The organism is Stenotrophomonas sp. EMP41 (assembly GCF_047495535.1).
Classification (GTDB): domain Bacteria; phylum Pseudomonadota; class Gammaproteobacteria; order Xanthomonadales; family Xanthomonadaceae; genus Stenotrophomonas; species Stenotrophomonas sepilia.
Genome location: NZ_CP179923.1, coordinates 2,563,024 through 2,587,021 on the forward strand (window position 1 = coordinate 2,563,024; position 23,998 = coordinate 2,587,021).

Below are 23,998 nucleotides of genomic sequence, written 5' to 3' on the forward strand. Positions count from 1 at the left end.
ATCACGGGAAGGTGCAGCCGAAGGCTCGCACCTTCCACAGTGGAAGCAGGTGGCTCCACGCCATGCGTGGATGGCGGAAACCCGCAGGCCTGCCCCGGCAGGCGCCCCACGCTCAACCGTAACTGACCGCTTCCACGAACGCCCCGCTGGCCTCCACGCGCACGGCCGCGCGCTGCCCGGTGTCGACGAAGTGCAGGCGGGCCAGGGTCTCGGCAAAGTCATAGGCTCGTGCGCCGTCACGGAACTCGATCGGCTCCGGCCTATCCGGGTGCAGCACGCGCCACTGGCGCTGTTCGCATTGCAGGCGGATCAACATGCAGCTCACTCCTTGAGGCAGCGTATCGACGGCGGCGCGATGCTGATGCCGGCTACGGCAATCGACATCACCGGGAATCAGGGCACGCAAGGCGCCCTGCTCACAGACGATACGGCGTTCAAAATGTGAGCTGTATCAGATTATTCTGATTTTCACGGGTTGAACCCGTAAAGCTCAGTTCACCTGGAACTGCGCCCTGCAGCCATCGCTCACCCAGATGCCGCGGCGATCCCAGCCCCAGCTCTGGCCTTCGATGCAGGCACTGCGCGAGTCCTGGCGGATCAGGCGCACGCCCCGGCGGATGCGGGCATCGCAGTACTCCTGCCGGTGGCCATTGGAATGGCAGGTGACCACATCGCCACCACCCCATCCACTGCCGTTGCCCCAGCCGCCGCCATTGCCGCCCCAGCCGCCGCCGCGGCGGTACTCGCCCACGAACTCGGCACGGCACCCCTGTGTGACCCAGACGCCGTTGCGCGACTGGCCCCAGGTCTCGCCTTCCACACAAGGCGAACCGGACAATTGGCGGATCAACCGCGCGCGGCCATCCAGGCGGCACTCATTGCTGCGGTTCTTGACCGACTCGCAGCGCACGATGCCACTGCCATCGCGGCCGCCATAGCGGTCGTCGTCGTAGCCGTAGCCATAGCTCTGCGCCTGGGCGCCGCCGGCGGCCGCCAGCATCGGCAGCAGGGTGCAGGCCAGGGTGCGCCAAGTGAGTGCCTTGCCCATCGAGATCTCCAGATGAATACGATGGCGCAAGCATCCGGGATTCACGGCCCGGCGCACAGAGGGAGGCGCGATGGCAGTTGTTCCCCCATTCAAACAACTCAACCGTGGCTGACTGCGCTACGGGGGCTGGCGTCACTCTCCAACGTAAAGCGCGTCTATCGTGTTGCCGAGCGCCTCGACCCGCACCGTGCTGCGCTGGCCGGTGCGGCGGTGATGCTCCAGGGCCAGCGCGGCGGCGGCATCAAAGGCGTCGGCGCCCCGGGCGTAACCCGTGGTGTCGCTCACCTGCGGATGCAGTACGGACCAGCGCTGGGCATTGCATTGGACGGTGATGACCATCGGGAGGCTCCTGCGGATGAAAGGGTGCAGTGGCAGGCGGGCCGCTTGCCGTTACACCATCAGGCTAGCGACCGCCTCCGGGATGGCCTATCAGATTTGTACGAAAATGCCGCGCCTTCGCATCGGATCTTGGCTTTCCTCACATCCCTGAGTCCGTTTAGCTCGTTCATTCCGTGATCCTTGTCACGGAGTCAGCTGGGCTTCACACTACCGTCATCAACAGGGGCCCCTTCCACATGCGCACCTTCTTCTCGCACCAGCGTTCGACGTTGCTGAAGTTCTATTTCGTGGCCAGCTATCTGATCCTGATCGAAGAGTTGATCCGCGCCGCCGTGCATTGAGCGCTTGCTGGCGAGCTATTTGCGGCAGAAAATATCGCTTTACGCACGGAGCTCGCACATGAAGGTGCTTCTTCTGATCCCGGCCCTGCTGGCTCTGGCCGGCTGTGCCAGCCAGGACACGGCGACCGCGCGCGCTGATGCGGCTGAGGCGTCGCCAGCGACACCGGTGGTGGGGGGCGACCGTGATGCGCACGGCTGTATCGGCTCGGCCGGCTATCAGTGGTGCGAACACAGCCAGCGCTGCGAGCGCCCCTGGGAGTTGGCACAGGCGCAGGGCCTGGCCAACACGGCCGAAGCCATCGACGCGTACTGCGCCACGCCCGCCAGCCCGGCGCGCAAGTGATCACGACCCGTCATGGCTGAGCTGAGTCCCCTGCCCGACCTCGCCCGTGGCCGGTATCGCCACTTCAAGGGCGGCGAATACGAAGTGATCGACATCGTCCGCAGCAGCGAGACGTTGGAACCGATGGTGCTTTATCGCGCACTCTATGGCGAAGGCGGCCTGTGGGTACGCCCCTACCCGATGTTCATCGAGCAGGTTCCGGGCGAACACGGCCCGCAGGCGCGCTTCGCTCGCATCGACGATTGATCCGGCCCCCACCGGGGCGGCGGCCGATGGTCGCGCCGGTGACGCGGTCCGGCTGCGCTACAATCATACCGTCCAGTCGGTTTCTTTCCATCATGTCCTCACCCCCTCCCCGCTCGCGCCGCAAGGCGCCCGACAGCGTGCGCCAGTCATTGCTTCAGGCCACCATCGAAGTGATCGGCCGCAATGGCTTGGCCGCGCTGACCGTGCAGGACGTCGCGCAGGCCGCCGGTGTCAGCAAGGGTGCGTTGTTCCATCATTTCAGCAGCAAGCAGTCGCTGGTCGATGAAGCCATCGGCGCGCTCATCGGCGAGTTCGAGGCACGCGTGCGCGCGCTACTGCAGGACGTCACGCCCGGCCACGGCTGCTTCACCCGTGCCTATGTGCAGGCCAATTTCGAGCACCTGCTGCAGCAGGAACAGGACAACGACATTGGCCTGACCCTGGGCAACCTGATGGAGCCGGCCCTGCTCGCGCACTGGCGCGACTGGAAGCGCGCGATGCTGGCCGAGTTTCCCGGCGAAGCGGGCGATCCACGCCTGTACGCGGCACGCTGCGCGGCCGACGGCTATTGGGCCACCGCCTATGGCCGGCCGCTGGACGAAGAAGAGCGCCTCAATGCGCTGGCGATGGCCGAGCAGGCCCTCAAGCTGTGCGACCCGCAGTGACCCGGAGCCCGCGATGAGCCCCTATATCTACCTGGCCACCGCCATCGTGCTGGAAGTGATTGCCACGTCACTGCTGAAAGCCTCGAACGGCATGAGCCGGCTATGGCCGACAGTGGGCGCGCTGGTTGGCTATGGGCTGTGCTTCTACCTGCTGTCGGTCACCATGAAGTCGGTGCCGACCGGCATCGCCTATGCGATCTGGTCCGGTGTCGGCATCGTGCTGATCTCGCTGATCGGCCTGGTGGTGTTCAAGCAGCGGCTGGATGCACCGGCATTGATCGGGATCGGCCTGATCTGCGCCGGCGTACTGGTGATCAATCTGTTCTCGCGCAGCAGCGCGCACTGAAGACGCTGCCGCGCGACCGGCGCTAGCTGACCTTCTTCGCCACGCTCATGCCGATCAGGAACAGCACTACGGCGATGATGATGCCTGCCCAGAACAGGAACTTGGCGATGCCTACGGCGGCGCCAGCGATGCCGCCGAAGCCCAGCACGCCCGCGATGATGCCGATGATGGCCCACTTGATCATGTCAGTCCTTTCCCTGCAGGGAATGCAAACGGTGCGATCAGGCTAGGCCGCCACCGATGCGGCGCTCGTGAACGGGCCGCGTGTGCGGCGTGAATCAACGCGGCCGGAAGCGCAGCAGCGCCACGGCGAAGGCCAGGAACACGCTTCCCACCAGCCGCTCGAACCAGCGCCGTGCGAATGGCTTTGCAAGCCAACGGCGCAGGCCGTGGCCACCGGCCGCATACATCACGTACCAGAACAGTTCGCAGGCCGCGAAGGTCGCCACCAGCACGCTGTACTGCACGGCCTGGCTGCGCGACGGATCGACGAACTGTGGCAGGAACGCTGCGGCGAACAGCAGTAGTTTGGGATTGCTCAGGCCGACCCACAGGCCGCCGCGGAACACCGCGCCTGCGCCGTGCACCGGCGCCAGCGGCGGCTCGGCGTCGCCGCCCACCGTGGAGGCGGGCCGGCAGCTGTCACGCCACGCCTTGATGCCGAGCCAGGCCAGGTAGGCCACACCGAGATAGCGCAGCACCTCGAACAGCATGGGCGAGGAATGCAGCAGCGCACTCAGGCCCGCTGCGGAAGCCGCCAGCACCAGCAGCATCGCCAGCAGGCAGCCGGCCATGGCCGGCACACTGCCACGGAACCCCAGCCCGACGCTTCGCCCAAGGATGTGCAACATATTCGGCCCAGGCGTCCCGCACAGCACGAAGACCGTGGCCAGGAACCACCACCAGGTATGCATGGCCATATCGGGCGTCCACTTCAGAACATCCAACCAGCATAGAGTGCGCCGGCCTGGCGCGGCACACACAGTGCAGCATGGATGCGGTGGTTACAGAGGCAGGCTCAGGCCGCGAGCGCGTCGCGCCGTACCAGTACCTGGTCGATCAGGCCCCATTCGCATGCCTGCTCGGCGCTCATGAACCGATCACGGTCCAGGGTCTGTTCGACCTCCTCGAAACTGCGTCCGCAATGCCGCGCATACAGCTGGGTGATGCGCTGCTTGGTGCGCTGCATCTCCTCGGCGTGGATGAAGATGTCCGAAGCCTGGCCCTGCACCCCGCCCAGCGGCTGGTGCACATGCAGGCTGGCATTGGCCAGCGCCGCGCGGTGACCCGGCTCGCCGGCCATCAGCAGGAACGAACCCATCGACCGCGCGGTGCCCATGCACAGCGTATGCACCGGGGCCGAGATGTATTGCATCGTGTCGTACATCGCCAGGCCGCTGGAGATCACCCCACCCGGCGAATTGATGTACAGATGGATCGGCTTCTCCGGATTTTCAGATTCAAGGAACAGCAGTTGCGCGCAGACCAGCGCCGATACGGTGTCATCGACTTCGCCGTTGAGAAAGATGATGCGCTCGCGCAGGAGCCGCGAGTAGATGTCATAGGAGCGCTCACCGCGCTCGCTGCGTTCCACCACCATCGGTACCAGCTGCATTCTGTCCCGCATGTGCCTGCTCCCTGTAGCGTTCGATCCAGGCGCCGGCTCAAGCCGCGCGCATCACCGTGCGATGGTCATCGTTGGACGCCGGCGGTATCAGCGCGCGCCGGTCGGTGAGCCGATGCACGATGGTCAGCACCGTTCCCCCATCCTCATCAGCGCGCAGCCGGAAACACACAAGGCTGTGCAGATGTGGGGGCTGTGCATCGCGCAAGCGGAATCCCAGCGCCCGCCCCTCCTCGCACAGGCAGGGCTGTGGATCGGCAAGATCGGCGGCAGGCAACCAGCGCTCACGCAGTGCCGGATCGAACAGTGCGCGCCAGACCCGTTCCGGCGGCGCAGGCAACCGCTGCTCCATCACCAGCGCGGGAGCCGCTTCCTTCAGTACATCGTCCATCAGTCCATCTCCTCCAGCAGGTTCTGCAGTGCGGACATCCGCGCCGGCCAGTAGGCCCGGTATCGCTGCAGCCAGCGTCCGATGTGGGCCAGCCCGCGCGGATCGACTTCATAGTGGACGAAGCGCCCCTGGCGCTGCTCACGCACCAGCCCTGCATCGCGCAGCACTGCCAGGTGCTGGGACATCGCAGACTGGCTGATCGCAATGCCCTCGCGTAGCGCGCTGGCATGCCGCCCGCCATCGGCCAGCTTTTCGAAGATGCGGCGGCGTGTGGGGTCAGCCAGCGCCTTGAACAGGGCGTTCTCGATCATGATCAACACATTAGCAGTTACTAATGTATGGTGCAACTGCCACACCTGCTGTGCTGCAATGACGACTCCCTGGCATGGAGCTGAGCATGAAGACCCTTGGCCTGATCGGCGGCATGAGTTGGGAAAGCTCGGCGCAGTACTACCGTCTCATCAACGAGACGGTGCGGCACCGCCTCGGTGGCGCGCATTCGGCACAACTGCTGCTGTGGTCGGTCGATTTCGCCGGCATCAAGCAGTTGCAGCACGACGGTCAGTGGGATGTGCTGGGCAACCACATGCTCGATGCCGCGCGGCGACTGCAGGCCGGTGGCGCCGAGTTGCTGGTGATCTGCACCAACACCATGCACACGCTGGCCGGCCGGATCGAAGCTGAGTGCCCGCTGCCCTTGCTGCATATCGCCGACCCGACCGCCACGGCGATCCTGCAGGCAGGCATCCGCAAGGTGGGACTGCTCGGCACCGCCTTCACCATGGAACAGGCGTTCTACCGCGAACGGCTGCAGGACCGCTTCGGGCTGCAGGTACTGGTTCCGGAGGCTGATGATCGCCGCTGCGTGCACGACATCATCTACCAGGAGCTGATCGCCGGCGTGGCCAGCGAGCACTCGCGGCAGGCGTACGCCGGCGTGATCGCGCGCCTGGTCGCGCGCGGCGCCGAAGCGATCATCCTCGGCTGTACCGAGATCATGCTGCTGGTGCGCCCCGAAGACAGTGCGGTGCCGTTGTTCGACACCACCACCCTGCACGCGCTCGCCGCGGTGGACGCGGCGCTGGCCTGACCGCGCGCGGCGTCAGCCTTCGCCCTGGACTTCCAGTGCGGTGATCAGCCAGTCGACCACGGCCTGCGAATCGCACAGGAAGAAGATGGAATCGCCCGAACGCGCCTCGGTCAGCAGCCGATAGACGGTAATCGCCACCGCCGACTGGTTGGCGATGAACACCTCCGGGCTGCGCGGCCCTTCGCTGTGGCCGGCCACGGCGTGCAACGCCTTGCGCGCAGCCACGGTGGCGGGCGGGTCTGCGCTGCGGGTCAGTTCCGGCCCGCGCAGGCCCCACGCAATGAACACATGCTTGCCCTTGAACGTGGTGTCCAGGACACGCACCTGCCCGGCCTCTGCGCCAGCCAAGCGATGAATGACGGTACTGCTGATCAACGCAACCCCCTGTGGTCGTCGTGGTCCGCGCATCCTCCTCCACAGGCCGACCGCGTGCCAGTGACGGCAGCCACAGGCTGCGCCGGCATGCGTGGGAGACATGTAAGAAGGTGTAAGCCGATGCGATCGGATGTGCCGCGATGATAAGGGATGTAAGGCCCTGCATGGGCCGGTGCGCACTACTAAATCCCCACTGAGCCAGCGCCGGAACGATCCGTTCCGGCGGCCTCGGGCTGGTCCATTCTTGCGGCCCATTCCCCCTGCCGAGGCTCTCCATGACCCATCGCCTGTTGCTGCCGATTGCCACCTCCACCCTGGCCCTGTTGCTCGTGGCCACCACGGTGGCCGCCCAGGACTACGACAGCGATCACATTCCGCCGCTGCGTTGCGAGTCGCAGTTCAACAAGACCCAGCAGTGCCCGATCGAAGGCCGCATGCGCATGGCCAGGCAGCTGTCGGTCACCCGCTGCGTCGAGGACCAGAACTGGGGCCAGAGCCGCCGCATGCTCTGGGTCACCGAAGGCTGTCGCGCTGAGTTCGTGGCCGACGAACAGGGACGCGGCCGCTGGCCGGGGCGCGGCCGGGATCGTGACCGGGATGACGACGGCGAGCGCCTGGTCTGCGAGTCCTACGAGCAGAAGGACAAGGAATGCCGCATCCGGGTGCGCCATGAAGTGCGCCTGGTCAAGCAGAAGTCGGTGACGCCGTGCGTCGAGGACCGCAACTGGGGCTGGGACCGCCGCGGGGTGTGGGTCAGCGACGGCTGCCGCGCCGAGTTCCGCGTGTATTGACTGCCGACCACACGCTGGCTTTGGCGGATACGCAGACACGGCCGACGTGATCGATGGACTGGGCGCATCCAGTCCAGGAGCCGTCGATGACGCCACCCGATCCTTCCTCGACGGTGCTGCATATCCGCGAGGCGATGCTCGCCTCGGGTTCTCACCGGCAGCGGCATCGTGCAGGGCTTGGACGAAGCCGATCCGGAGCTGATCTACCGCTTCGCCGGCAGTTGATCGAGGTACACGGCCACCTTGGCGGCCAGCAGGTCCATCAACGCCGGATCCATGCAGCGATAGTCGTCGGGGATGTCCAGGCAGTGCACGCGCTTGTGTTCCAGCAGGCGCGCGTACACGGCCCGCAGGCGCTGCTGATGCTTGGCCTCCATCACGAAGATGACATCGGCCCAGCGGATATCCGCCGGGCCGATGGGGCGTCGTGCGTGCGGGCTGGTGCCGGCCGACAGCGCGTTGAAGCCTGGCCGCCGTCGCCACATGGCTTCGGCGGTCGGGCTGCGCAGCTGGTTGCGGCTGCAGACGAACAGCAGGTTGATCATTGCTGTTCCTGCAGTTGGCGGGCGCTGAGGACCGGATAGGTGAAACCCAGCTGGCGTGCACGCGCGAGCTTGGCATCGCGCGTATACAGCAGCTTCCAGTTCTTCTCGGGCTTGTAGCTGTACGCGGTCGTGGCGCGGTCGCCACCGCGGTTGCGTGCCTGGCTGCGGCGCCAGGCACGGTTTCTTGCAGATTCCATGATGTGTTCTCGTGAGTACCGGGTTCAGCAGCCGCGGTAGTACGAGTGGCGCGCAGCATACACCGCACGCACAAAAAAGCCCCCGCATCGCTGCGCGGGCTTCTTGATTGATCACAGTGGTCGGGACGGCCGGATTCGAACCGACGACCCTCTGCCCCCCAGGCAGATGCGCTACCAGGCTGCGCTACGCCCCGACTGATGCTGCGATGTGCCCGCCAGTGCGGCGGGCCGTGAAGTATAGCGGATTACGATGGAAATGGGATCAGCGGCGCAGCAACTGCAGCACTTCTTCCAGCTCCATGCGCACCTGCTTGATGATCTGGTTGCTCAGCGCCGATTCCTCGCGGGCATCGGGACCGTCCAGGCGCAGGCGTGCACCACCGATGGTGTAGCCCTGTTCGTACAGCAGACTGCGGATCTGCCGCACCATCAGCACGTCATGGCGCTGGTAGTAGCGGCGGTTGCCTCGGCGCTTGGCCGGCTCAAGGCTGGGAAACTCGGTTTCCCAGTAGCGCAGGACGTGCGGCTTGACGTCGCACAGCTCGCTGACTTCACCGATGGTGAAGTAGCGCTTGGCCGGGATCGGCGGTAGTTCGCGATTACTGCCCGGATCCAGCATAAGCTTCCACCCTCTCCTTGAGCTTCTGGCCCGGCCGGAAGGTCACCACCGTACGGGCGGAAATCGGAATTTCCTCGCCGGTCTTGGGATTGCGACCCGGGCGCTGGTTCTTGCGCCGCAGATCGAAATTACCGAAGCCCGACAGCTTCACCTGACGTCCCTGTTCCAATGCTTCACGCAGCACATCGAAAAACGCGTCGACGAATTCCTTGGCTTCCCGCTTGTTCAGACCGACTTCGTCGAACAGCTTTTCCGCCATCTCCGCCTTGGTCAATGCCATTGCCTGCTACCCCCGAGTGCTGCCCGCTCAGCCGCGGATCCGGGCGTGGTGTTCACGCTCGATGGCAGTGACCGCCTCGGCCACCACCGCATCCACGTCGCGGTCCGTCAGAGTGCGCGACTTGTCCTGCAAAATCAAGCCCATAGCGAGACTCTTGAATCCCGGCTCGACGCCCTGGCCGACGTAACGGTCGAACAGGTTCAGGTCGCGCAGCAGCGGGCCGGCGGCCTGGCGGACGGTCGCCGCCAGATCGGTCCAGGCCACCTGTTCAGGCACCAGGAACGCCAGGTCGCGACGCACCGCCGGGAAGCGCGACAGCTCGCCGGCACGTGGCAGGCGCCGGGCGGTCAGCGGTTCCAGATCCAGCTCGAAGGCGTAGACATCGGCCTCGATATCCATCGCCTTGGCCAGGCGCGGGTGGATCTGGCCGATCCAGCCGATCGCCACGCCATCGCGGAACACCTCGGCCGACCGCGCCGGGTGGCCGTAGGCACGGGCCGACGGGCGGAACTCCAGTACCGCACCACTGGCAGCCGCCAGCGATTCCAGGTCGCCCTTCAGGTCATGGAAGTCGACCTTGCGAGTCGGCAGGCCCCACTGCACCGCCTGCGCCTCGCCGCAGACCGCAGCGGCCACGCGCAGGGTTTCCAGCGGTGCCGGCCGGCTTTCGCCAGTCGACGCCCCGCCGGCCTGCTGGGCGAACACGCGGCCCAGTTCGAACAGGCGCACGCGACCGAGCTGGCGGGCGGCGTTGCGGCCCAGGGTGGCGACCAGGCCCGGCAGCAGCGACGGGCGCATCACCGCCAGTTCGGCCGACAGCGGATTGGCCAGTGGCACCAGGCCGTCGCGCAGCTGCCACTGGGTCAGCAGCGCATCGTCGACGAAGGCGAAATTGACGGTTTCCTGCTGGTCACGGGCGATCAGCTGGCGGCGCACGCTCAGCGCGTCCAGCTGGGTCTCGCTCGGCATCGCCACGCGCGAAGCACCGCCCGGCAGCGTGGTCGGGATCTGCTCGTAACCGTGGATGCGGGCCAGCTCTTCGATCAGGTCTTCTTCGATGGCGATGTCGAAGCGGCGGCTCGGCGCGACCACCTGCCAACCGTCGGCAGTGGCGGCCACGTCCATGCCCAGCGCGCGCAGGATGCGCTCGATTTCGGCATCGTCGATGGTGATGCCGAGCACGCGGGTGATGCGGGCGCGGCGCAGCACGATGGTCGCCGGCTGCGGCAGATCGGCTTCACGCACGGCCTCGGTCACCGGCGCCGGGGTGCCGCCCGCCAGGTCCAGCACCAGGCGGGTGGCGTACTCGATCGCGATGCGCGGCAGCGCCGGATCGACGCCGCGCTCGAAGCGATGGCCGGCATCGGTGTGCAGGCCCAGCTTGCGGCCACGCCCCATGATCGCAGCGGGCGCAAAGTGCGCCGCCTCCAGGAACACGGCAGTGGTCGCGTCGGTGACACGGGTGTCGAAGCCGCCCATCAGGCCAGCCAGGCCGATCGCACGATCGGCGTCAGTGACTACCAGGAAGCTGTCGTCCAGCGCAGCATCGCGGCCGTCCAGCAGCTTCAGGCTCTCGCCCGCGCGCGAACGGCGCACGGCAATGCTGCCCTGCAGGGTGCCGAGGTCGTAGGCGTGCATCGGCTGGCCCAGCTCCAGCATCACATACTGGGTGATGTCGACCAGCAGCGAAACCGGACGCACGCCACTGCGGCGCAGGCGCTCGGCCATCCACAGCGGAGTCCTGGCGGCGGCGTTGACGCCTTCGATGACACGGCCCAGGTAACGCGGCGCTTCAGCCCCGGCGTCGAGCTGGATGGCCAGCTCGCGGCTGCCGGCCGCCGGAATGGCGTCGGCGGCGAAATCCAGCACTTCACTGCGGGCGGCGGCGGCGACGTCGTAGGCGATGCCGCGCAGGCTGAAGCAGTCGGCGCGGTTCGGGGTCAGCTTGATCTCGATACTGGCGTCCGGCAGGCCGAGGTACTCGACCAGCGCCTGGCCGACCGGGGCATCATCGGGCAGTTCCAGCAGGCCGGAGGCATCGTTGTCCAGGCCCAGCTCCTTGGCCGAGCACAGCATGCCGTTGGACTCCACGCCGCGCAGCTTGGCCGGCTTGATCTTCAGTTCGCCGATCTGCGCACCCACCATGGCCAGCGGCGCGACCAGGCCCGGGCGCGCGTTCGGTGCGCCGCAGACGATCTGCAGCAGTTCGCCCTGCCCGGCATCGACCTTGCACACCTGCAGGCGATCGGCTTCGGGATGGCGCACGGCCTCGACGATGCGCGCCACGACCACGTGATCGAGGCCTTCGCCCAGCGCGGTCACTTCTTCCACTTCCAGGCCGATGGCGGTCAGCACTGCACTCAGTTCATCGCGCGAGGCGCCGGTCGGGACATGGCTGCGCAGCCAGTTTTCGGAGAATTTCATGGTGTCACCCTGGTGGGCCCGGCGCATGCGCCTGGGCCTGCGAATTTAGGAGCAGCCGAGCATGGCTCGGCTCTACATGGTTGCGGCTTACGCGAACTGTTTCAGGAATCGCACGTCGTTCTCGAAGAACGCACGCAGATCGTTGACGCCGTAACGAAGCATCGCGAAACGCTCCACGCCCATGCCGAACGCAAAGCCGGTGTAGCGCTCCGGATCGATGCCGACGTTGCGCAGCACGTTCGGATGCACCATGCCGCAGCCGAGCACTTCCAGCCAGCGCGTGCTGCCATCGGGCTGCTGCCAGGCGATGTCCACTTCCGCACCCGGTTCGACGAACGGGAAGTAGCTGGGACGGAAGCGCATCTCGAAATCGCGCTCGAAGAACGCGCGCACGAACTCGGCCAGCGTGCCCTTCAGGTCGGCAAAGGTCGAATGCTCGTCCACCAGTAGGCCTTCGACCTGATGGAACATCGGCGAATGGGTCTGGTCGCTGTCGCTGCGGTACACCTTGCCGGCGGCAATCATGCGCAGCGGCGGCGCGTGGTCGCCCATGTAGCGCACCTGCACACCCGAGGTGTGCGTGCGCAGCAGGCGGCCATCGCCGAAGTAGAAGGTGTCGTGCATGGCGCGCGCCGGATGGTGCGGCGGGAAGTTCAGCGCCTCGAAGTTGTGCCAGTCATCCTCGATCTCCGGCCCTTCCGACAGCTCGTAGCCCAGCCGGCCGAAGATGCCGGTAATGCGCTCCAGGGTGCGGGTGATCGGGTGCAGGCCGGCGCGGTCGCCATTGCGGCCCGGCAGAGTGATGTCGATGGCTTCGGCCGCCAGGCGCGCATCCAGTGCCGCGTCTTCCAGCACCGCCTTGCGCTCGCCCAGCGCGCGGGTCAGCGCGTCACGGGCCTGGTTGATCGCTTCACCGGCGGCCTTGCGCTCGTCGGCCGGCAGGGCGCCGAGCTGCTTGAGCTGCGAGGTGATGCTGCCACTCTTGCCAAGCAGGGCCACGCGCAGCTGTTCCAGCACGTCGGGGCTCTGTGCGGCGGCCACATCGGCCAGCGCCTGGGTGGTGAGGGATTGGATGTCACTCATGGGGGGCCGGAACTCCAGTCGATCTGCCATCGCGATGCGCGAAGGGCCGACCCCTGTCGCCACCGCCGTCCCCGCGCTGCCGCCATGGCCTCGCCGGAACCCAAAAAAGAATGGGGAAGGACTTGCGCCCTTCCCCATGCATTGCCTTGACCTGACACCGTTCCGAGTGAACGGTTACGGCATCGGGAAGGACTTATGCCGCCAGCGCGCCCTTGGCCTTTTCGGCCAGCGCAGCAAAACCGGCTGCGTCGTGCACGGCGATGTCAGCCAGGACCTTGCGATCCAGGGTGATGCCAGCCTTCAGCAGGCCGTTCATGAAGCGGCTGTAGCTCAGGCCGTTGATGCGGGCAGCCGCATTGATACGGGTGATCCACAGCGAACGGAAGTTGCGCTTCTTCTGCTTACGGCCGATGTAGGCGTACTGCTGTGCCTTGATGACTGCCTGCTTGGCAACGCGGAAGACCTTGCGACGGGCGTTGTAATAGCCCTTGGCGAGATCCAGAATCTTCTTGTGGCGGCGACGCGCCTGTACGCCACGCTTAACTCGTGCCATTTTTCAGTTCCTCAGAGGTAAGGGAGCATGCGGTCCAGACGGCCTGCGTCTTCTGCACGGACATGGCCCGTCTGACGCAGATTACGCTTACGCTTGGTCGCTTTCTTCGTGAGGATGTGGCTACGGTTGGCGTGGCCGCACTTGTACTTGCCCGAGGCGGTCTTGCGGAAACGCTTGGCCGCTGCCCGGTTGGTCTTGATCTTGGGCATTGCAATGTCCTTGATGGGGGTGACCCTGGTTTCTGACTGATCTGGCGGCGGCCTGGGCCGCTCTTTCCGTCCTGCCATGATCGGCGTACGACCCGTCCTGGGTGGGTCGAGCCGGGCATGATACAGGCAAAACCGCCCTGCCACCAGCCCCTGCAACCCTTTCGCCGGCACTTCACCGGCATCCTGCAAAAGCAAAGGGACGCCAGCGGCGTCCCCTTACCCTGAACCATTCAGCCAGGCGCCCCGGAAGGCGGCCCGTCAGGCCTCAGGTCTTCTTCTTCGGCGCGATCATCATGACCATCTGACGCCCTTCCAGGCGCGGACGGGATTCAATGACGATGTCCTCGCCCAGATCGGCCTCGATCCGGTTGGCCATTTCACGACCCAGTTCCTGGTGGCTCATTTCACGGCCACGGAAGCGGATGTTGACCTTGATCTTGTCGCCCTCTTCAAGGAACCCGCGCATCTTGCGCAGCTTGATCTGGTAGTCGCCCTCGTCCGTGACCGGACGGAACTTCACTTCCTTGATCTCGACCTGCTTGGTCTTCTTCTTGGCCTCGCTGGCCTTCTTCTGCGCTTCGAACTTGAACTTGCCGAAGTCCATGATCTTGCAGACCGGCGGATCGGCCTGCGGCTGGATCTCGACCAGGTCCAGGCCTTCATCTTCGGCCATGGACAGCGCTTCGTCGCGCGACAACACGCCGATCATTTCTCCGTCACTGCCGATCACGCGGACGCGCGGCACACGGATTTCCTGATTCTTGCGGTTCTGTTTGTTGTCAGGGGTGCTGATATTACGTTCTCCCAAGGGTATCGAACCGGCCCGGGTGCCTGTGCCCCCGGACCGGACCTTTGCTTACGCGCCCTCGGCGTGGAGCCGCTCGATGAAGGCCTGCAGGCTCATGCTGCCCAGGTCTTCGCCAGAACGCGTACGCACCGCCACAGCCCCATTTTCCTTCTCGCGGTCACCGATGACCAGCAGGTAGGGCACGCGCTGCAACGTATGCTCGCGGATTTTATAGCCGATCTTCTCGTTACGCAAATCCGAGCTGACGCGGAAGCCTTGCTCCGCAAGGGTTTTGGTCACGCCCGCGACATAGTCGGCCTGGGCGTCGGTGATGTTGGCCACCACCACCTGGGTCGGCGCCAGCCAGGCCGGGAACTGGCCGGCATGGTGCTCGATCAGGATGCCCAGGAAGCGCTCCATCGAGCCGACGATGGCCCGGTGCAGCATGACCGGGTGCTTCTTCTGGCTGTTCTCGTCCACGTACTCGGCGCCCAGGCGGCCGGGCATCATGAAGTCGACCTGCATGGTGCCCAGCTGCCAGGTACGGCCGATCGCGTCCTTCAGGTGGTACTCGATCTTCGGGCCGTAGAAGGCCCCCTCGCCCGGCAGCTCCTGCCATTCCACGCCACAGGCGGTCAGTGCCGAGCGCAGCGCGCCTTCGGCCTTGTCCCAGGTGGCGTCGTCACCCAGGCGCGATTCCGGACGCAGCGCGATCTTGATCTGGATCTCGTCGAAACCGAAGTGCCGGTAAACCGCCAGCGCCTGCTGGTGGAAGGCCGTCACTTCCGACTCGATCTGGTTTTCCGTGCAGAACACGTGGCCGTCGTCCTGGGTGAAACCACGCACGCGCAGGATGCCGTGCAGCGCGCCGGACGGCTCGTTGCGGTGGCAGGAACCGAACTCACCGTAGCGGATCGGCAGGTCGCGGTAGCTGTGCAGGCCCTGGTTGAACACCTGGATGTGGCCCGGGCAGTTCATCGGCTTGACCGCGTACGTGCGCTTCTCCGATTCGGTGAAGAACATGTTGTCCTGGTAGTTGTCCCAGTGGCCGGACTTCTTCCACAGGCTCACGTCCAGGATCTGCGGGCAACGCACTTCGCCGTAGCCGCTGCTGCGGTAGACCTTGCGCATGTACTGCTCGACCACCTGCCACAGTGCCCAGCCCTTCGGGTGCCAGAACACCAGGCCCGGCGCCTCTTCCTGCAGGTGGAACAGGTCCTGCTGCTTGCCGATGCGGCGGTGGTCGCGCATCTCGGCTTCCTCGATGCGCTTGATGTACGCCTCGAGCTGCTTCTTGTCAGCCCAGGCGGTGCCGTAGATGCGCTGCAGCTGTTCGTTCTGCGCGTCGCCGCGCCAGTAGGCGCCGGAGATGCGGGTCAGCTTGAAGGCCTTCAGGAAGCGCGTGTTCGGCACGTGCGGGCCGCGGCACATGTCCACGTATTCCTGGTGGTAGTACATGCCCATCGCCTGGATGTCGTCGGACATGTCTTCGATCAGGCGCAGCTTGTAGTCCTCGCCACGGGCCTTGAAGATCTCGATCACCTCGGCGCGCGGCGTCATCTTCTTGATGACGTCGTAGTCCTGGGCGATCAGTTCACCCATGCGCTTCTCGATTGCGGCCATGTCGTCCGGCGTGAACGGGCGCTCGGAATAGATGTCGTAGTAGAAGCCCTCGGCGATCACCGGGCCGATCACCATCTTCACGTCCGGGTACAGCTGCTTGACGGCGTGGCCGACCAGGTGGGCGCAGGAGTGGCGGATGATCTCCACGCCCTCCTCGTCCTTGGCGGTGATGATGCGCAGGCTGGCATCGTGGTCGATGACGTCACTGGCATCGACCAGCACGCCATCGACCGAACCGGCGATGGTGGCCTTGGCCAGGCCGGCACCGATCGACTGGGCGACGTCCATGACGCTGACGGGATTTTCGAACTCGCGGCGGCTGCCGTCGGGAAGGGTAATGTTGATCATCGCATTGGCTTCGTGCGGGGCCCGCGGGGCGGGCTGGAAAGCGTTCCCGGGCCGCGGCCCGGGCAATAAAAAAGCGCCGCGAGGGCGCCTGGAACACAGGGCCTTCGGGGGCAGGTCAACAGTGGGCGGTGGTAGTGCTCATGTCGCACGCTCGGCCGGCGCTGGGCGCGGGCCACCTTGTTCCAGTCAGGAGTCTGCGACGATCTTAAACCAGCGCACCGGAAAGCCCAAGGGCTGCCGTACGGTCCGCTGAATGGCCTGCGCTGGCGGCGTGAAAACGCAATGATTACCATGTCCGCGCAGCCCGCCCCGTGCCAGCCTGCCCGCTTCCCCCAGGACCTCGTGATGCGCCACCCGCTCCGACCGGCTCCCGCCGGCCCCGCCCGTGCCCCGCGTTCGCCGGCCCACTGCCGCGGCGCCCGCCCACAATGATCACCGTCGGCCTTTCCACCCTGGGCTTCTGCAGCCTGGGCATGCTGGCAGCGATGTTTTCGGCACTGGCCTTCTATGCCGCCTCGCCGCACTGCCGTTGGCCCCGCCTGCGCCGTGCCGGTCGTCTCGGCCGCCAGATCGGCCTGGTCGCCGCAGCTGCCGCATTGTGGCTGTGGATGGCCGAACTCGGCTTCGCTGCCGGTCTGGTGGCGATGCTGTGCACCTGGATGCTCGCTGCGATGCTGCTGCCGGCGCTGGCCGCCTGGCATCGCCCGGGCACGGAGTCGCCCTGATGTGGCCGCGCGCCTTCGCCGGCATCATCGCTGGCTTCCTGCTTGCGGCCGCCGCTACCGGCCTGCTGGCCTGGCTGCCGCCCGGCCCGTGGCAGCGTGCGCTGGTGCCGACCCTGATCGCCTTCATCCCGTTATGGATGCTGGCCGCCCTGTGGGCGTTCAGCTTCCGCAGCGCACTGCGCGCCTGGCTGGTTCTGGGTGGCAGCGCCGCGGCCGGCTTCGCCGTGCTCGGGCTGCTGCGCCTGACCGGCGCGGTGCAATGAGATCCCCGCCATGAAGTTCAGTTCGCAGACGCTGCGCACGTTCACCACCCTGCACACCTGGGTCGGCCTGGTCGCCGGCTTCGGCCTTTTCGTGGCCTTCTATGCGGGTGCGCTGACCCTGTTCCATCATGACCTGCCGCTGTGGCAGACCCCGGGCGCCGCCACCGCCTTGCCGGCGGGCCTGGACGATGCGCAGTACCTGCTGGAAGACGTGCTGGCGACACACCCGGAAGCGCGCCGCCACGTGGGCATGACCTTCCCCGGTACCGAACACCCGCAGCCCCTGGCGTACTGGCAGGCCGATGACGGCAGCTGGCGCTACGCCTGGCCGGGCCAGATCGCCGGCAGCCCCGCGCCGCCGCAGACCGGACTGGCCGAACTGGTCAACGAACTGCACTACAGCCTCGGCCTGCCGGTGGCCGGCGTCTACGTGATGGGCATCGTCAGCCTGCTGTATGGCATGGCGCTGCTGAGCGGGCTGGTGATCCATCTGCCGAAGCTGTTCGGCGACCTGTTCGCGCTGCGCCCGGGCCGCAACCTGAAGCAGTTGTGGCAGGACGCGCACAACGTGATCGGCGTGCTCAGCCTGCCCTTCCACCTGATGTTCGCGGTCACGGGCGCCCTGCTGTGCCTGGTGTTCGTGCAGATGGCCCTGCTCAACCCACTGATCTACGACGGCAAGGCGCTGCAGGCGGTACCGACGGCGATGGACACTGCGCCGGTGCGCGAGGCCAGCGGGATTCCGGCGCCACCGGGCAGCCTGCGCGTGCTGCATGCGCGCGCACTTGAAGTGGCCCGCGCGCAAGGCGTGGCCAACTTCGAGCCGGCGTACCTGAAGCTGGCCAATGGCAGCGACGCCAACGCCACGATCGAGATCACCGGCGAGGCCAGTGGCACCCTCGGTCCGCTTGGTGCCGTGGCATTGGACGTGGCCAGCGGCGACCTGCTGGCCTCCCAGCTGCCAGGGCAGCGCGACGCCAACCACGCCACGCTCAGCGCCGCCTACGCGCTGCACTTCGGTGAGTTCGGCAACGGCGTGGTGGTCTGGCTGTACTTCCTGCTCGGCCTCGGCGGTGCGTTCCTGTTCTACTCCGGCAACCTGCTGTGGATCGAGTCGCGGCGCAAGCGTCGCCAGCCGCAACAGCCGCGTGCCGGTGTGAACATGGCGCGGGCCACGGTCGGCGTGTGCATCGGCCTGTGCGTGGCGATCTCGGTCGCGTTCGTCACCGCACTGGTGCTGGAGCGGCTGGCACCGTCGGCGGTCGACCACGGCATCCGCTGGGCCTGCTTCGGCAGCTGGGCAGCCTGTGCGCTGTGGGCTGCACTGCGCCGCCCCGCGCAGGCCGCGCGCGAACTGCTGTGGGCCGCAGCGATCAGCACTGCACTGGTGCCGGTCCTGCACGGTGCACTCAATGGTGACTGGCTGTGGCGCGCCGCCGGGCGTGGCCAGTGGCCGCTGTTCTGGGTCGATGCCATCGCGCTGGCCATGGCCTTCGGCTTCGCCCGCCTGGCCGTCGCCAGCCAGCGCCGCGCCCGCAACGGCGATCCCAACAGCGTCTGGGCGAACTGAAGCGTCGCCGGGCATGGCCCGGCGCCAGCAGGCGACTCAATCACCGATGCGCGCCTTCTGCCACGGGGCGAGCATGGCGTTGAGCAGGCTGGCCTGCTCGTCGTCACCGGTCAGCTCCCACATGAACACCCCGGCCAGGCCCTGCTCGCGGGCGAACCGGGCACGCAGGCCGATCGAGCGCGGGTCTTCATAGCTGATGAAGATCTTCTGCGCGGCGTTGTACAACCACGGGCTCTGCGCCTGCGGCTGCCAGTGTTTCGTCCAACCCGGCTGGTCCAGATAGCGCGCCTTGATCACCCGCCAATCGCCGGCATCGGCCGGTGCACTGTAGGCCTGGTACAGCCCATCCGCGGCATCGCCGGTGACCTTGAAGCCGCGCCCGTAGAACGGCACGCCCAGCACCAGTTTGTCGGCCGGCACGCCATGTTCACGGTAGTACTGCACCGCCCCGGCGACGTTGTTCCAGCGGCGCAGCTCCGGCGCCAGCGGATCGGCCGGCACTTCATGCAACGGCGCATTGAAGGTCGACACCGACGAGAAGCCGGTGCCCATGTCGTAGCTCATCAGGTTGATGAAATCGAACACCTTCGCCAGCGCCGGCAGTTCGTAGCTCGCCACCGGATCATAGGGGCCATCGGTCTGCAGGCGACCGGCGGCCAGCGCGGCGGTCAGCAGCATCGGCTGCCCCGCCTTGCGCCCCCGCGCATCCAGTGCTGTGCGGAAGGCCTGCGCAAGCCGGGTCAGGTTGGCGCGATCCTGCGGGCGATGCGCCAGCTCCTTCGGTCCGCCACTGACCGGGAACTCCCAGTCGATGTCCACGCCATCGAAGCTGCCGGCGTGGCGTTCGAAGAACAGCGCCATGCAAGAGTCGACCAGGCGCTTGCGGCTGGCCTCGGTCAGCGCTGCATCGGAGAAGCCGCCTGCGCCCCAGCCACCGATCGAGATCAGCGTGCGCAGGTGCGGGTGCGCCTTCTTGAGTTCGGCCAGTGCGGCGAAATTCTTCGGCGCTTCCGCACCGATCGTGCAGCGCCCGTCCTCGATGGTGGAGAACGCGTAGAACAGGTGGGTCAGGCGCTCGGCCGGAATGCTCGACACCGGATAGCGCTCGGCCGATCCACCCGGGTAATAGGCGCCGAAGATCGGCGGCTGCGCGGGCGCTGCGTGCGCGGCAACGGGCAAGGCACCGGCAATCAGCACGGCAAGGACGGCCACGGTCTGGCGGAACATGGGATCTCCCGGTTCGAAGGCGCCGCCACGTTAGCAAACCGATGGGGCTGCGGTACGGATGTCGCGGCATGTCGTCCCATGGACAGGCGCGATCCGTGCAACCGTGACAGAACGATGGCCGCGTGGCGGCCCTCATGCACTGCAGCAGGACATGCAGCGACCTGGATGAGCGTCTCTCCACAACATCGAGGCAAAGAAAAAGCGGGCCGAAGCCCGCTTTCTCATTTGCGAAAGCGTGAGGACCAACGGTCCTCACCCACCGCACGATCAGCAGTACCGATTATTCGGCGCTGGCGCCTTCGCCTTCTTCGACGGCCTTCATCGACAGGCGGATACGGCCCTGCTTGTCGACTTCCAGCACCTTGACCTTGACCACATCGCCTTCCTTCAGCTTGTCGCCGACCTTCTCGACGCGCTCGCTGGAGATCTGCGACACGTGGACCAGGCCGTCCTTGCCCGGCAGGATGGTGACGAACGCACCGAAGTCCATGATCTTGGCGACCTTGCCTTCGTAGATGCGGCCCGGCTCGACGTCCGAGGTGATCTGCTCGATGCGGGCCTTGGCAGCCTGGGCAGCAATGGCGTTGACCGACGCGATGACGATGGTGCCGTCGTCCTGGATGTCGATCTGGGTGCCGGTTTCCTTGGTGATGGCCTGGATGGTCGAGCCACCCTTGCCGATCACTTCGCGGATCTTGTCCGGGTGGATCTTGATGGTCAGCAGGCGCGGCGCGTAGTCCGACAGCTCCTCACGCGGAGCGGTCAGGCCGTGGGCCATTTCACCCAGGATGTGCAGACGGCCAGCCTTGGCCTGCTGCAGGGCCTGCTTCATGATCTCTTCGGTGATGCCTTCGATCTTGATGTCCATCTGCAGGGCGGAAATGCCCTCAGCGGTACCGGCCACCTTGAAGTCCATGTCGCCCAGGTGATCTTCATCACCCAGGATGTCGGACAGGACCACGAAACGGTCGCCTTCCTTGACCAGGCCCATGGCGATACCGGCCACCGGGGCCTTCACCGGCACGCCGGCGTCCATCAGCGCCAGCGACGAGCCGCAGACCGAGGCCATCGACGAGGAACCGTTCGACTCGGTGATTTCCGAAACGACGCGGATGGTGTACGGGAAGGCTTCCAGCGACGGCATGACAGCCAGCACGCCGCGCTTGGCCAGACGACCGTGGCCGATTTCGCGGCGCTTCGGGCCCATCATGCGGCCGCACTCGCCCACCGAGAACGGAGGGAAGTTGTAGTGGAACAGGAAGTTTTCCTTGTACTCACCGGCAACGGCATCGATGACCTGGCCATCACGGGCGGTGCCCAGGGTGATGGTCACGATGGCCTGGGTTTCGCCGCGGGTGAACAGCGAGGAACCATGGGTACGCGGCAGCACGCCGGTCTTCACGGCGATCGGGCGGACGGTGTCCAGCGCACGGCCGTCGATGCGGACCTTGGTGTCCAGCACCGAGTCACGCATGGTGCGGTATTCCAGCTCGCCGAATTCCTTCGACAGCTCGGCCGGGTTCCAGCCTTCGGCGGCCACGCGGCCCGCCAGGGCTTCGAACACGTCCTTCTTGATCGCCGAGATGGCGTCACGGCGCTGCAGCTTGTCGCGCACCTGGAAGGCTTCGCCCAGGCGCGGGCCGATGGCTTCCTTCAGCGCGGAGATCAGCGCGTCGTTCTTGGCCGGGGCTTCCCAGGTCGACGGCTTGGTGCCGGCTTCGACGGTCAGCTCGTTGATCGCGTTGATGACCTTCTGCATTTCGCGGTGACCGAAGGTCACGGCGCCCAGCATCACTTCTTCGGACAGCAGCGCGGCTTCGGATTCGACCATCAGCACGGCGTTGGAGGTACCGGCAACGACCAGTTCCAGCTGCGAGTCAGCCAGTTCGCTGACGGTCGGGTTCAGGATGTACTCGCCGTTCTTGTAGCCGACCTTGGCAGCGCCGATCGGGCCCATGAACGGGGTGCCGGCCAGGGCCAGGGCAGCCGAGGCGCCGATCAGGGCCGGGATGTCGCCGTCCACGTCCGGGTTCAGCGACATGACCGTGGCGATGATCTGCACTTCGTTCTTGTAGTCTTCCGGGAACAGCGGACGGATCGGACGGTCGATCAGACGCGAGATCAGCGTTTCCTTCTCGGTCGCACGGCCTTCACGCTTGAAGAAACCACCCGGGATGCGGCCGCCGGCGTAGAACTTTTCCTGATAATCGACGGTCAGCGGGAAGAAGTCCTGGCCTTCGCGCGCGCTCTTGGCGGCGACGGCGGTGACCAGCAGTACGGTGTCGTCCATCTTGACGATGACCGCACCGCTGGCCTGGCGGGCGACTTCGCCGGTCTCAAGCGTGACGGTGTGCTTGCCGTACTGGAAGGTTTTGGTGATTTTTGCCACGGAGGGTGTCCTTGGGGATGCTGTCTGCGAATTGGACCGTCGGCGACCCTTGCCGCCAGCGGGTGGCCGGATCGTTCCGGCCTGAATCGGGGATTGCGGTGCTACAAAACAAAACCGCGGCGCATCGCTGCGCCGCGGGGGATTCGTTGCTTAGCGACGCAGGCCAAGCTTTTCGATCAGGGCCTTGTAACGCTCGACGTCCTTCTTCTTCAGGTAGTCGAGCAGGCTGCGACGGCGGTTGACCATCTGCAGCAGGCCGCGGCGGCTGTGGTGATCCTTCTTGTGGGTCTTGAAGTGGCCGGTCAGCAGTTCGATGCGGGCGGTCAGCAGGGCAACCTGGACTTCCGGGGAGCCGGTGTCAGCGGCGCTGCGCTTGTTGTCTTCAATGACCTTCTGGGTGTCGATCGACATTTCTTTTTTCTCTGTGATGCGTGGCCGGCAGGAACGCGCTTCGCGCACCGCCAGGCTCGCCGTGGACTACGAGGATGAAACCTGCGCGAGGCAGGTTGCCGGAAAACGGCCGCGAAATTGTAACGGCCAGGGGCTTCCGGGACAAGGACCGGGGCTGAACCACCCTGCCCCGGTCAGAGGTTGAAACGGCGCTGCGGGGCCAGCAGGCCGCTTTCGTCGACCTGGCCCAGGCCCTGGACAGCGTCGTCCGGACCAAACACCGCCACCAGGCCACGCGGCCAGGACAGATCGCGCTGGCGCTGGCCGACGCAGAAGCGGTGGGCCTGGTCGGCATCCAGGTCGACCCGCGGGTATTCAGCCAGGCCGGCTGCCAGCGGCAGCAGCAGCGCGTCCATGCCTGCCTCGTCACCCGCCTCGACCATCGCCCGCAGCTGGTCCAGGGTGACCATCACCGGCTCACGGAACGGCTCGACCCAGAGCCGACGCAGTGCGCTGATGTGGGCACCACAGCCCAGCGCCTCGCCCAGGTCGCGTGCCAGGCTCCGGATGTAGGTGCCGGAGCCACAGGTCACGCGCAGCCGCAGCCGTTCCGGCTGCTGCTCGAGCACCTCGATGGCGTGCACCTGGACCTCGCGCTCCGGGGCCTCGATGGCCTCGCCGCGGCGGGCCTTCACATACAACGGTTCACCGCCCTGCTTCAGCGCCGAATAGATCGGAGCCCGCTGGCGGATGTTCCCCGTCAGTGGCGCCAGCGCAGCCTGCAGGGCCTCGGCGCTGATCGCCGGCACCGGGCGCTGCAGCAGTACCTGGCCCTCGGCATCATCGGTGTCCGTGGTCTGGCCGAGGACGATCTCGGCATCGTACGCCTTGGCCGAACCCAGCAGCAGGCCGGCGATCTTGGTTGCCTCGCCGAAGCATAGCGGCAGCAGGCCGGTGGCCAACGGGTCGAGGCTGCCGGTGTGGCCGCCCTTCTCGGCACGGAACAGGCGGCGCGCCACCTGCAGGGCGGCGTTGGAGCTCATGCCGGTCGACTTGTCGAGCAGCAGGATGCCATCCAGGCGGCGGAACTGAATTCGGGTCATGGCAGGAATGTGTAGGGCCGAGCCATGCTCGGCTGCCGCAGCGCGGTCTGCGTCAGACGTCGCA

General features: G+C 66.3%; 32 protein-coding genes and 1 tRNA gene. 9 read left to right on the plus strand and 24 right to left on the minus strand.

Annotation, left to right across the window (positions count from 1 at the left end):
- Nucleotides 1-112: 112 nt before the first annotated feature.
- The 3 genes from ACMGRF_RS11815 to ACMGRF_RS11825 form a co-directional block, all read right to left on the minus strand.
- The gene (locus tag ACMGRF_RS11815; RefSeq protein WP_005417823.1) at nt 113-316 is read right to left on the minus strand and encodes a hypothetical protein; all 204 of its coding nucleotides are present in this window, start codon (nt 314-316) and stop codon (nt 113-115) included.
- A gap of 174 nt (nt 317-490) precedes the next feature.
- Nucleotides 491-1,048 carry a DUF3011 domain-containing protein gene (locus ACMGRF_RS11820; RefSeq protein WP_049413636.1) on the minus strand — a complete coding sequence of 186 codons (558 nt, stop codon included), beginning with the start codon at nt 1,046-1,048 and terminating at the stop codon, nt 491-493.
- A gap of 132 nt (nt 1,049-1,180) precedes the next feature.
- Entirely contained in the window at nt 1,181-1,387 is a 207-nt protein-coding gene (locus ACMGRF_RS11825; protein WP_099542612.1) for a hypothetical protein, read from the minus strand.
- Between the two features lie 399 nt (nt 1,388-1,786).
- Between ACMGRF_RS11825 and ACMGRF_RS11830 the strand changes: the two genes are divergently transcribed.
- The 4 genes from ACMGRF_RS11830 (at nt 1,787) to ACMGRF_RS11845 (ending at nt 3,328) form a co-directional block, all read left to right on the plus strand.
- Nucleotides 1,787-2,071, plus strand: coding sequence for a hypothetical protein (locus ACMGRF_RS11830; RefSeq protein ID WP_049413653.1), 285 nt, complete (start codon nt 1,787-1,789; stop codon nt 2,069-2,071).
- Between the two features lie 12 nt (nt 2,072-2,083).
- Nucleotides 2,084-2,317 carry a DUF1653 domain-containing protein gene (locus ACMGRF_RS11835; protein ID WP_049413654.1) on the plus strand — a complete coding sequence of 78 codons (234 nt, stop codon included), beginning with the start codon at nt 2,084-2,086 and terminating at the stop codon, nt 2,315-2,317.
- Between the two features lie 92 nt (nt 2,318-2,409).
- Nucleotides 2,410-2,982 (plus strand): TetR/AcrR family transcriptional regulator, encoded by a 573-nt coding sequence (locus ACMGRF_RS11840; protein WP_049413655.1) that lies wholly within the window; start codon nt 2,410-2,412, stop codon nt 2,980-2,982.
- A 13-nt stretch (nt 2,983-2,995) separates the two neighbouring features.
- Nucleotides 2,996-3,328, plus strand: coding sequence for an SMR family transporter (locus tag ACMGRF_RS11845; RefSeq protein WP_099494819.1), 333 nt, complete (start codon nt 2,996-2,998; stop codon nt 3,326-3,328).
- A gap of 22 nt (nt 3,329-3,350) precedes the next feature.
- Here ACMGRF_RS11845 and ACMGRF_RS11850 read toward each other — a convergent pair whose 3' ends face one another.
- From ACMGRF_RS11850 to ACMGRF_RS11870, 5 genes are all read right to left on the minus strand, one after another.
- Nucleotides 3,351-3,512, minus strand: a complete 162-nt coding sequence (locus ACMGRF_RS11850) for a DUF1328 domain-containing protein (protein ID WP_414485238.1) — start codon at nt 3,510-3,512, stop codon at nt 3,351-3,353.
- A 94-nt stretch (nt 3,513-3,606) separates the two neighbouring features.
- Nucleotides 3,607-4,248, minus strand: coding sequence for a LysE family translocator (locus tag ACMGRF_RS11855; RefSeq protein WP_414485239.1), 642 nt, complete (start codon nt 4,246-4,248; stop codon nt 3,607-3,609).
- 98 nt (nt 4,249-4,346) lie between these two features.
- Nucleotides 4,347-4,955 carry an ATP-dependent Clp protease proteolytic subunit gene (locus tag ACMGRF_RS11860; protein WP_005417839.1) on the minus strand — a complete coding sequence of 203 codons (609 nt, stop codon included), beginning with the start codon at nt 4,953-4,955 and terminating at the stop codon, nt 4,347-4,349.
- A 37-nt stretch (nt 4,956-4,992) separates the two neighbouring features.
- Nucleotides 4,993-5,343, minus strand: a complete 351-nt coding sequence (locus tag ACMGRF_RS11865; protein ID WP_049438192.1) for a polyketide cyclase — start codon at nt 5,341-5,343, stop codon at nt 4,993-4,995.
- A complete protein-coding gene (locus ACMGRF_RS11870; RefSeq protein ID WP_049413659.1) occupies nt 5,343-5,654 on the minus strand; it encodes an ArsR/SmtB family transcription factor in 312 nt (103 codons plus the stop codon). Before ACMGRF_RS11870 ends, ACMGRF_RS11865 begins: the two co-directional genes overlap by 1 nt.
- An 86-nt stretch (nt 5,655-5,740) precedes the next feature.
- Between ACMGRF_RS11870 and ACMGRF_RS11875 the strand changes: the two genes are divergently transcribed.
- Complete coding sequence (locus ACMGRF_RS11875) at nt 5,741-6,433, plus strand: aspartate/glutamate racemase family protein (RefSeq protein ID WP_111096539.1); 693 nt, start codon at nt 5,741-5,743, stop codon at nt 6,431-6,433.
- A 12-nt stretch (nt 6,434-6,445) separates the two neighbouring features.
- On the opposite strand, the gene ACMGRF_RS11880 is transcribed toward ACMGRF_RS11875, so the two are convergent.
- Complete coding sequence (locus ACMGRF_RS11880) at nt 6,446-6,841, minus strand: hypothetical protein (RefSeq protein ID WP_049413660.1); 396 nt, start codon at nt 6,839-6,841, stop codon at nt 6,446-6,448.
- A gap of 242 nt (nt 6,842-7,083) precedes the next feature.
- Between ACMGRF_RS11880 and ACMGRF_RS11885 the strand changes: the two genes are divergently transcribed.
- Nucleotides 7,084-7,599, plus strand: coding sequence for a DUF3011 domain-containing protein (locus tag ACMGRF_RS11885; RefSeq protein ID WP_049413661.1), 516 nt, complete (start codon nt 7,084-7,086; stop codon nt 7,597-7,599).
- A 203-nt stretch (nt 7,600-7,802) separates the two neighbouring features.
- Here ACMGRF_RS11885 and ACMGRF_RS11890 read toward each other — a convergent pair whose 3' ends face one another.
- The 11 genes from ACMGRF_RS11890 to thrS all read right to left on the minus strand — a co-directional run bounded on the left by ACMGRF_RS11890 (nt 7,803) and on the right by thrS (nt 16,267).
- Nucleotides 7,803-8,144, minus strand: coding sequence for a low molecular weight protein tyrosine phosphatase family protein (locus tag ACMGRF_RS11890; RefSeq protein ID WP_049438198.1), 342 nt, complete (start codon nt 8,142-8,144; stop codon nt 7,803-7,805).
- Nucleotides 8,141-8,341 carry a hypothetical protein gene (locus ACMGRF_RS11895; protein ID WP_099487335.1) on the minus strand — a complete coding sequence of 67 codons (201 nt, stop codon included), beginning with the start codon at nt 8,339-8,341 and terminating at the stop codon, nt 8,141-8,143. Before ACMGRF_RS11895 ends, ACMGRF_RS11890 begins: the two co-directional genes overlap by 4 nt.
- 117 nt (nt 8,342-8,458) lie before the next feature.
- Nucleotides 8,459-8,535 (minus strand) — tRNA-Pro (locus tag ACMGRF_RS11900).
- Between the two features lie 68 nt (nt 8,536-8,603).
- Nucleotides 8,604-8,960, minus strand: coding sequence for a MerR family transcriptional regulator (locus tag ACMGRF_RS11905; protein ID WP_005410431.1), 357 nt, complete (start codon nt 8,958-8,960; stop codon nt 8,604-8,606).
- A complete protein-coding gene (locus ACMGRF_RS11910; RefSeq protein ID WP_005410432.1) occupies nt 8,941-9,240 on the minus strand; it encodes an integration host factor subunit alpha in 300 nt (99 codons plus the stop codon). The genes ACMGRF_RS11905 and ACMGRF_RS11910 overlap by 20 nt, the downstream gene beginning before the upstream one ends.
- 27 nt (nt 9,241-9,267) lie before the next feature.
- On the minus strand, nt 9,268-11,664 hold the full coding sequence (gene pheT, locus ACMGRF_RS11915; protein WP_414485240.1) for a phenylalanine--tRNA ligase subunit beta: 2,397 nt from the start codon (nt 11,662-11,664) through the stop codon (nt 9,268-9,270).
- An 87-nt stretch (nt 11,665-11,751) separates the two neighbouring features.
- Entirely contained in the window at nt 11,752-12,747 is a 996-nt protein-coding gene (locus ACMGRF_RS11920; protein ID WP_057497483.1) for a phenylalanine--tRNA ligase subunit alpha, read from the minus strand.
- 193 nt (nt 12,748-12,940) lie between these two features.
- Nucleotides 12,941-13,300, minus strand: coding sequence for a 50S ribosomal protein L20 (gene rplT / locus ACMGRF_RS11925; protein WP_005410435.1), 360 nt, complete (start codon nt 13,298-13,300; stop codon nt 12,941-12,943).
- 11 nt (nt 13,301-13,311) lie between these two features.
- Nucleotides 13,312-13,509: a 50S ribosomal protein L35 gene (rpmI, locus tag ACMGRF_RS11930; RefSeq protein WP_005410436.1), complete on the minus strand. Its 198-nt coding sequence runs from the start codon at nt 13,507-13,509 to the stop codon at nt 13,312-13,314.
- Between the two features lie 265 nt (nt 13,510-13,774).
- Nucleotides 13,775-14,317, minus strand: coding sequence for a translation initiation factor IF-3 (gene infC / locus ACMGRF_RS11935; RefSeq protein ID WP_080104334.1), 543 nt, complete (start codon nt 14,315-14,317; stop codon nt 13,775-13,777).
- 48 nt (nt 14,318-14,365) lie between these two features.
- Nucleotides 14,366-16,267: a threonine--tRNA ligase gene (gene thrS / locus ACMGRF_RS11940; RefSeq protein WP_262222731.1), complete on the minus strand. Its 1,902-nt coding sequence runs from the start codon at nt 16,265-16,267 to the stop codon at nt 14,366-14,368.
- Nucleotides 16,268-16,695: 428 nt separating this feature from the next.
- Here thrS and ACMGRF_RS11945 point away from each other — a divergent pair, with 428 nt between their 5' ends.
- From ACMGRF_RS11945 to ACMGRF_RS11955, 3 genes are read left to right on the plus strand one after another with little or no spacing between them, the layout of a single operon-like run.
- The gene (locus ACMGRF_RS11945) at nt 16,696-16,992 is read left to right on the plus strand and encodes a hypothetical protein (RefSeq protein ID WP_005410439.1); all 297 of its coding nucleotides are present in this window, start codon (nt 16,696-16,698) and stop codon (nt 16,990-16,992) included.
- Entirely contained in the window at nt 16,992-17,255 is a 264-nt protein-coding gene (locus ACMGRF_RS11950) for a hypothetical protein (RefSeq protein WP_049413666.1), read from the plus strand. Before ACMGRF_RS11945 ends, ACMGRF_RS11950 begins: the two co-directional genes overlap by 1 nt.
- 10 nt (nt 17,256-17,265) lie before the next feature.
- Nucleotides 17,266-18,825: a PepSY-associated TM helix domain-containing protein gene (locus tag ACMGRF_RS11955; RefSeq protein ID WP_414485241.1), complete on the plus strand. Its 1,560-nt coding sequence runs from the start codon at nt 17,266-17,268 to the stop codon at nt 18,823-18,825.
- 36 nt (nt 18,826-18,861) lie between these two features.
- On the opposite strand, the gene ACMGRF_RS11960 is transcribed toward ACMGRF_RS11955, so the two are convergent.
- The 4 genes from ACMGRF_RS11960 to truB form a co-directional block, all read right to left on the minus strand.
- Nucleotides 18,862-20,052, minus strand: coding sequence for a glycoside hydrolase family 18 protein (locus ACMGRF_RS11960; RefSeq protein ID WP_049413670.1), 1,191 nt, complete (start codon nt 20,050-20,052; stop codon nt 18,862-18,864).
- A 280-nt stretch (nt 20,053-20,332) separates the two neighbouring features.
- Nucleotides 20,333-22,441: a polyribonucleotide nucleotidyltransferase gene (pnp, locus tag ACMGRF_RS11965; RefSeq protein ID WP_049413671.1), complete on the minus strand. Its 2,109-nt coding sequence runs from the start codon at nt 22,439-22,441 to the stop codon at nt 20,333-20,335.
- 150 nt (nt 22,442-22,591) lie between these two features.
- Complete coding sequence (gene rpsO, locus ACMGRF_RS11970) at nt 22,592-22,852, minus strand: 30S ribosomal protein S15 (protein WP_005417886.1); 261 nt, start codon at nt 22,850-22,852, stop codon at nt 22,592-22,594.
- Nucleotides 22,853-23,025: 173 nt separating this feature from the next.
- Nucleotides 23,026-23,934, minus strand: a complete 909-nt coding sequence (truB, locus tag ACMGRF_RS11975) for a tRNA pseudouridine(55) synthase TruB (protein ID WP_049438563.1) — start codon at nt 23,932-23,934, stop codon at nt 23,026-23,028.
- Nucleotides 23,935-23,998: the final 64 nt, after the last annotated feature.

What these genes read in the sequence shown, in the direction of transcription:
- ACMGRF_RS11945 (WP_005410439.1), top strand. Translation starts at nt 16,696, where the DNA reads ATGATCACCGTCGGCCTTTCCACCCTGGGCTTCTGCAGCCTGGGCATG.
- ACMGRF_RS11950 (WP_049413666.1), top strand. Translation starts at nt 16,992, where the DNA reads ATGTGGCCGCGCGCCTTCGCCGGCATCATCGCTGGCTTCCTGCTTGCG.
- ACMGRF_RS11865 (WP_049438192.1), bottom strand. Translation starts at nt 5,343, where the DNA reads ATGGACGATGTACTGAAGGAAGCGGCTCCCGCGCTGGTGATGGAGCAG.
- ACMGRF_RS11920 (WP_057497483.1), bottom strand. Translation starts at nt 12,747, where the DNA reads ATGAGTGACATCCAATCCCTCACCACCCAGGCGCTGGCCGATGTGGCC.
- ACMGRF_RS11905 (WP_005410431.1), bottom strand. Translation starts at nt 8,960, where the DNA reads ATGCTGGATCCGGGCAGTAATCGCGAACTACCGCCGATCCCGGCCAAG.
- ACMGRF_RS11960 (WP_049413670.1), bottom strand. Translation starts at nt 20,052, where the DNA reads ATGTTCCGCCAGACCGTGGCCGTCCTTGCCGTGCTGATTGCCGGTGCC.
- rpsO (WP_005417886.1), bottom strand. Translation starts at nt 22,852, where the DNA reads ATGTCGATCGACACCCAGAAGGTCATTGAAGACAACAAGCGCAGCGCC.
- ACMGRF_RS11910 (WP_005410432.1), bottom strand. Translation starts at nt 9,240, where the DNA reads ATGGCATTGACCAAGGCGGAGATGGCGGAAAAGCTGTTCGACGAAGTC.
- rplT (WP_005410435.1), bottom strand. Translation starts at nt 13,300, where the DNA reads ATGGCACGAGTTAAGCGTGGCGTACAGGCGCGTCGCCGCCACAAGAAG.
- ACMGRF_RS11820 (WP_049413636.1), bottom strand. Translation starts at nt 1,048, where the DNA reads ATGGGCAAGGCACTCACTTGGCGCACCCTGGCCTGCACCCTGCTGCCG.
- ACMGRF_RS11895 (WP_099487335.1), bottom strand. Translation starts at nt 8,341, where the DNA reads ATGGAATCTGCAAGAAACCGTGCCTGGCGCCGCAGCCAGGCACGCAAC.
- ACMGRF_RS11825 (WP_099542612.1), bottom strand. Translation starts at nt 1,387, where the DNA reads ATGGTCATCACCGTCCAATGCAATGCCCAGCGCTGGTCCGTACTGCAT.
- ACMGRF_RS11855 (WP_414485239.1), bottom strand. Translation starts at nt 4,248, where the DNA reads ATGGCCATGCATACCTGGTGGTGGTTCCTGGCCACGGTCTTCGTGCTG.
- rpmI (WP_005410436.1), bottom strand. Translation starts at nt 13,509, where the DNA reads ATGCCCAAGATCAAGACCAACCGGGCAGCGGCCAAGCGTTTCCGCAAG.
- ACMGRF_RS11840 (WP_049413655.1), top strand. Translation starts at nt 2,410, where the DNA reads ATGTCCTCACCCCCTCCCCGCTCGCGCCGCAAGGCGCCCGACAGCGTG.
- ACMGRF_RS11955 (WP_414485241.1), top strand. Translation starts at nt 17,266, where the DNA reads ATGAAGTTCAGTTCGCAGACGCTGCGCACGTTCACCACCCTGCACACC.
- ACMGRF_RS11890 (WP_049438198.1), bottom strand. Translation starts at nt 8,144, where the DNA reads ATGATCAACCTGCTGTTCGTCTGCAGCCGCAACCAGCTGCGCAGCCCG.
- ACMGRF_RS11870 (WP_049413659.1), bottom strand. Translation starts at nt 5,654, where the DNA reads ATGATCGAGAACGCCCTGTTCAAGGCGCTGGCTGACCCCACACGCCGC.
- ACMGRF_RS11845 (WP_099494819.1), top strand. Translation starts at nt 2,996, where the DNA reads ATGAGCCCCTATATCTACCTGGCCACCGCCATCGTGCTGGAAGTGATT.
- thrS (WP_262222731.1), bottom strand. Translation starts at nt 16,267, where the DNA reads ATGATCAACATTACCCTTCCCGACGGCAGCCGCCGCGAGTTCGAAAAT.
- ACMGRF_RS11880 (WP_049413660.1), bottom strand. Translation starts at nt 6,841, where the DNA reads ATGCGCGGACCACGACGACCACAGGGGGTTGCGTTGATCAGCAGTACC.
- ACMGRF_RS11815 (WP_005417823.1), bottom strand. Translation starts at nt 316, where the DNA reads ATGTTGATCCGCCTGCAATGCGAACAGCGCCAGTGGCGCGTGCTGCAC.
- pheT (WP_414485240.1), bottom strand. Translation starts at nt 11,664, where the DNA reads ATGAAATTCTCCGAAAACTGGCTGCGCAGCCATGTCCCGACCGGCGCC.
- ACMGRF_RS11860 (WP_005417839.1), bottom strand. Translation starts at nt 4,955, where the DNA reads ATGCGGGACAGAATGCAGCTGGTACCGATGGTGGTGGAACGCAGCGAG.
- truB (WP_049438563.1), bottom strand. Translation starts at nt 23,934, where the DNA reads ATGACCCGAATTCAGTTCCGCCGCCTGGATGGCATCCTGCTGCTCGAC.
- ACMGRF_RS11850 (WP_414485238.1), bottom strand. Translation starts at nt 3,512, where the DNA reads ATGATCAAGTGGGCCATCATCGGCATCATCGCGGGCGTGCTGGGCTTC.
- ACMGRF_RS11875 (WP_111096539.1), top strand. Translation starts at nt 5,741, where the DNA reads ATGAAGACCCTTGGCCTGATCGGCGGCATGAGTTGGGAAAGCTCGGCG.
- ACMGRF_RS11835 (WP_049413654.1), top strand. Translation starts at nt 2,084, where the DNA reads ATGGCTGAGCTGAGTCCCCTGCCCGACCTCGCCCGTGGCCGGTATCGC.
- ACMGRF_RS11830 (WP_049413653.1), top strand. Translation starts at nt 1,787, where the DNA reads ATGAAGGTGCTTCTTCTGATCCCGGCCCTGCTGGCTCTGGCCGGCTGT.
- ACMGRF_RS11885 (WP_049413661.1), top strand. Translation starts at nt 7,084, where the DNA reads ATGACCCATCGCCTGTTGCTGCCGATTGCCACCTCCACCCTGGCCCTG.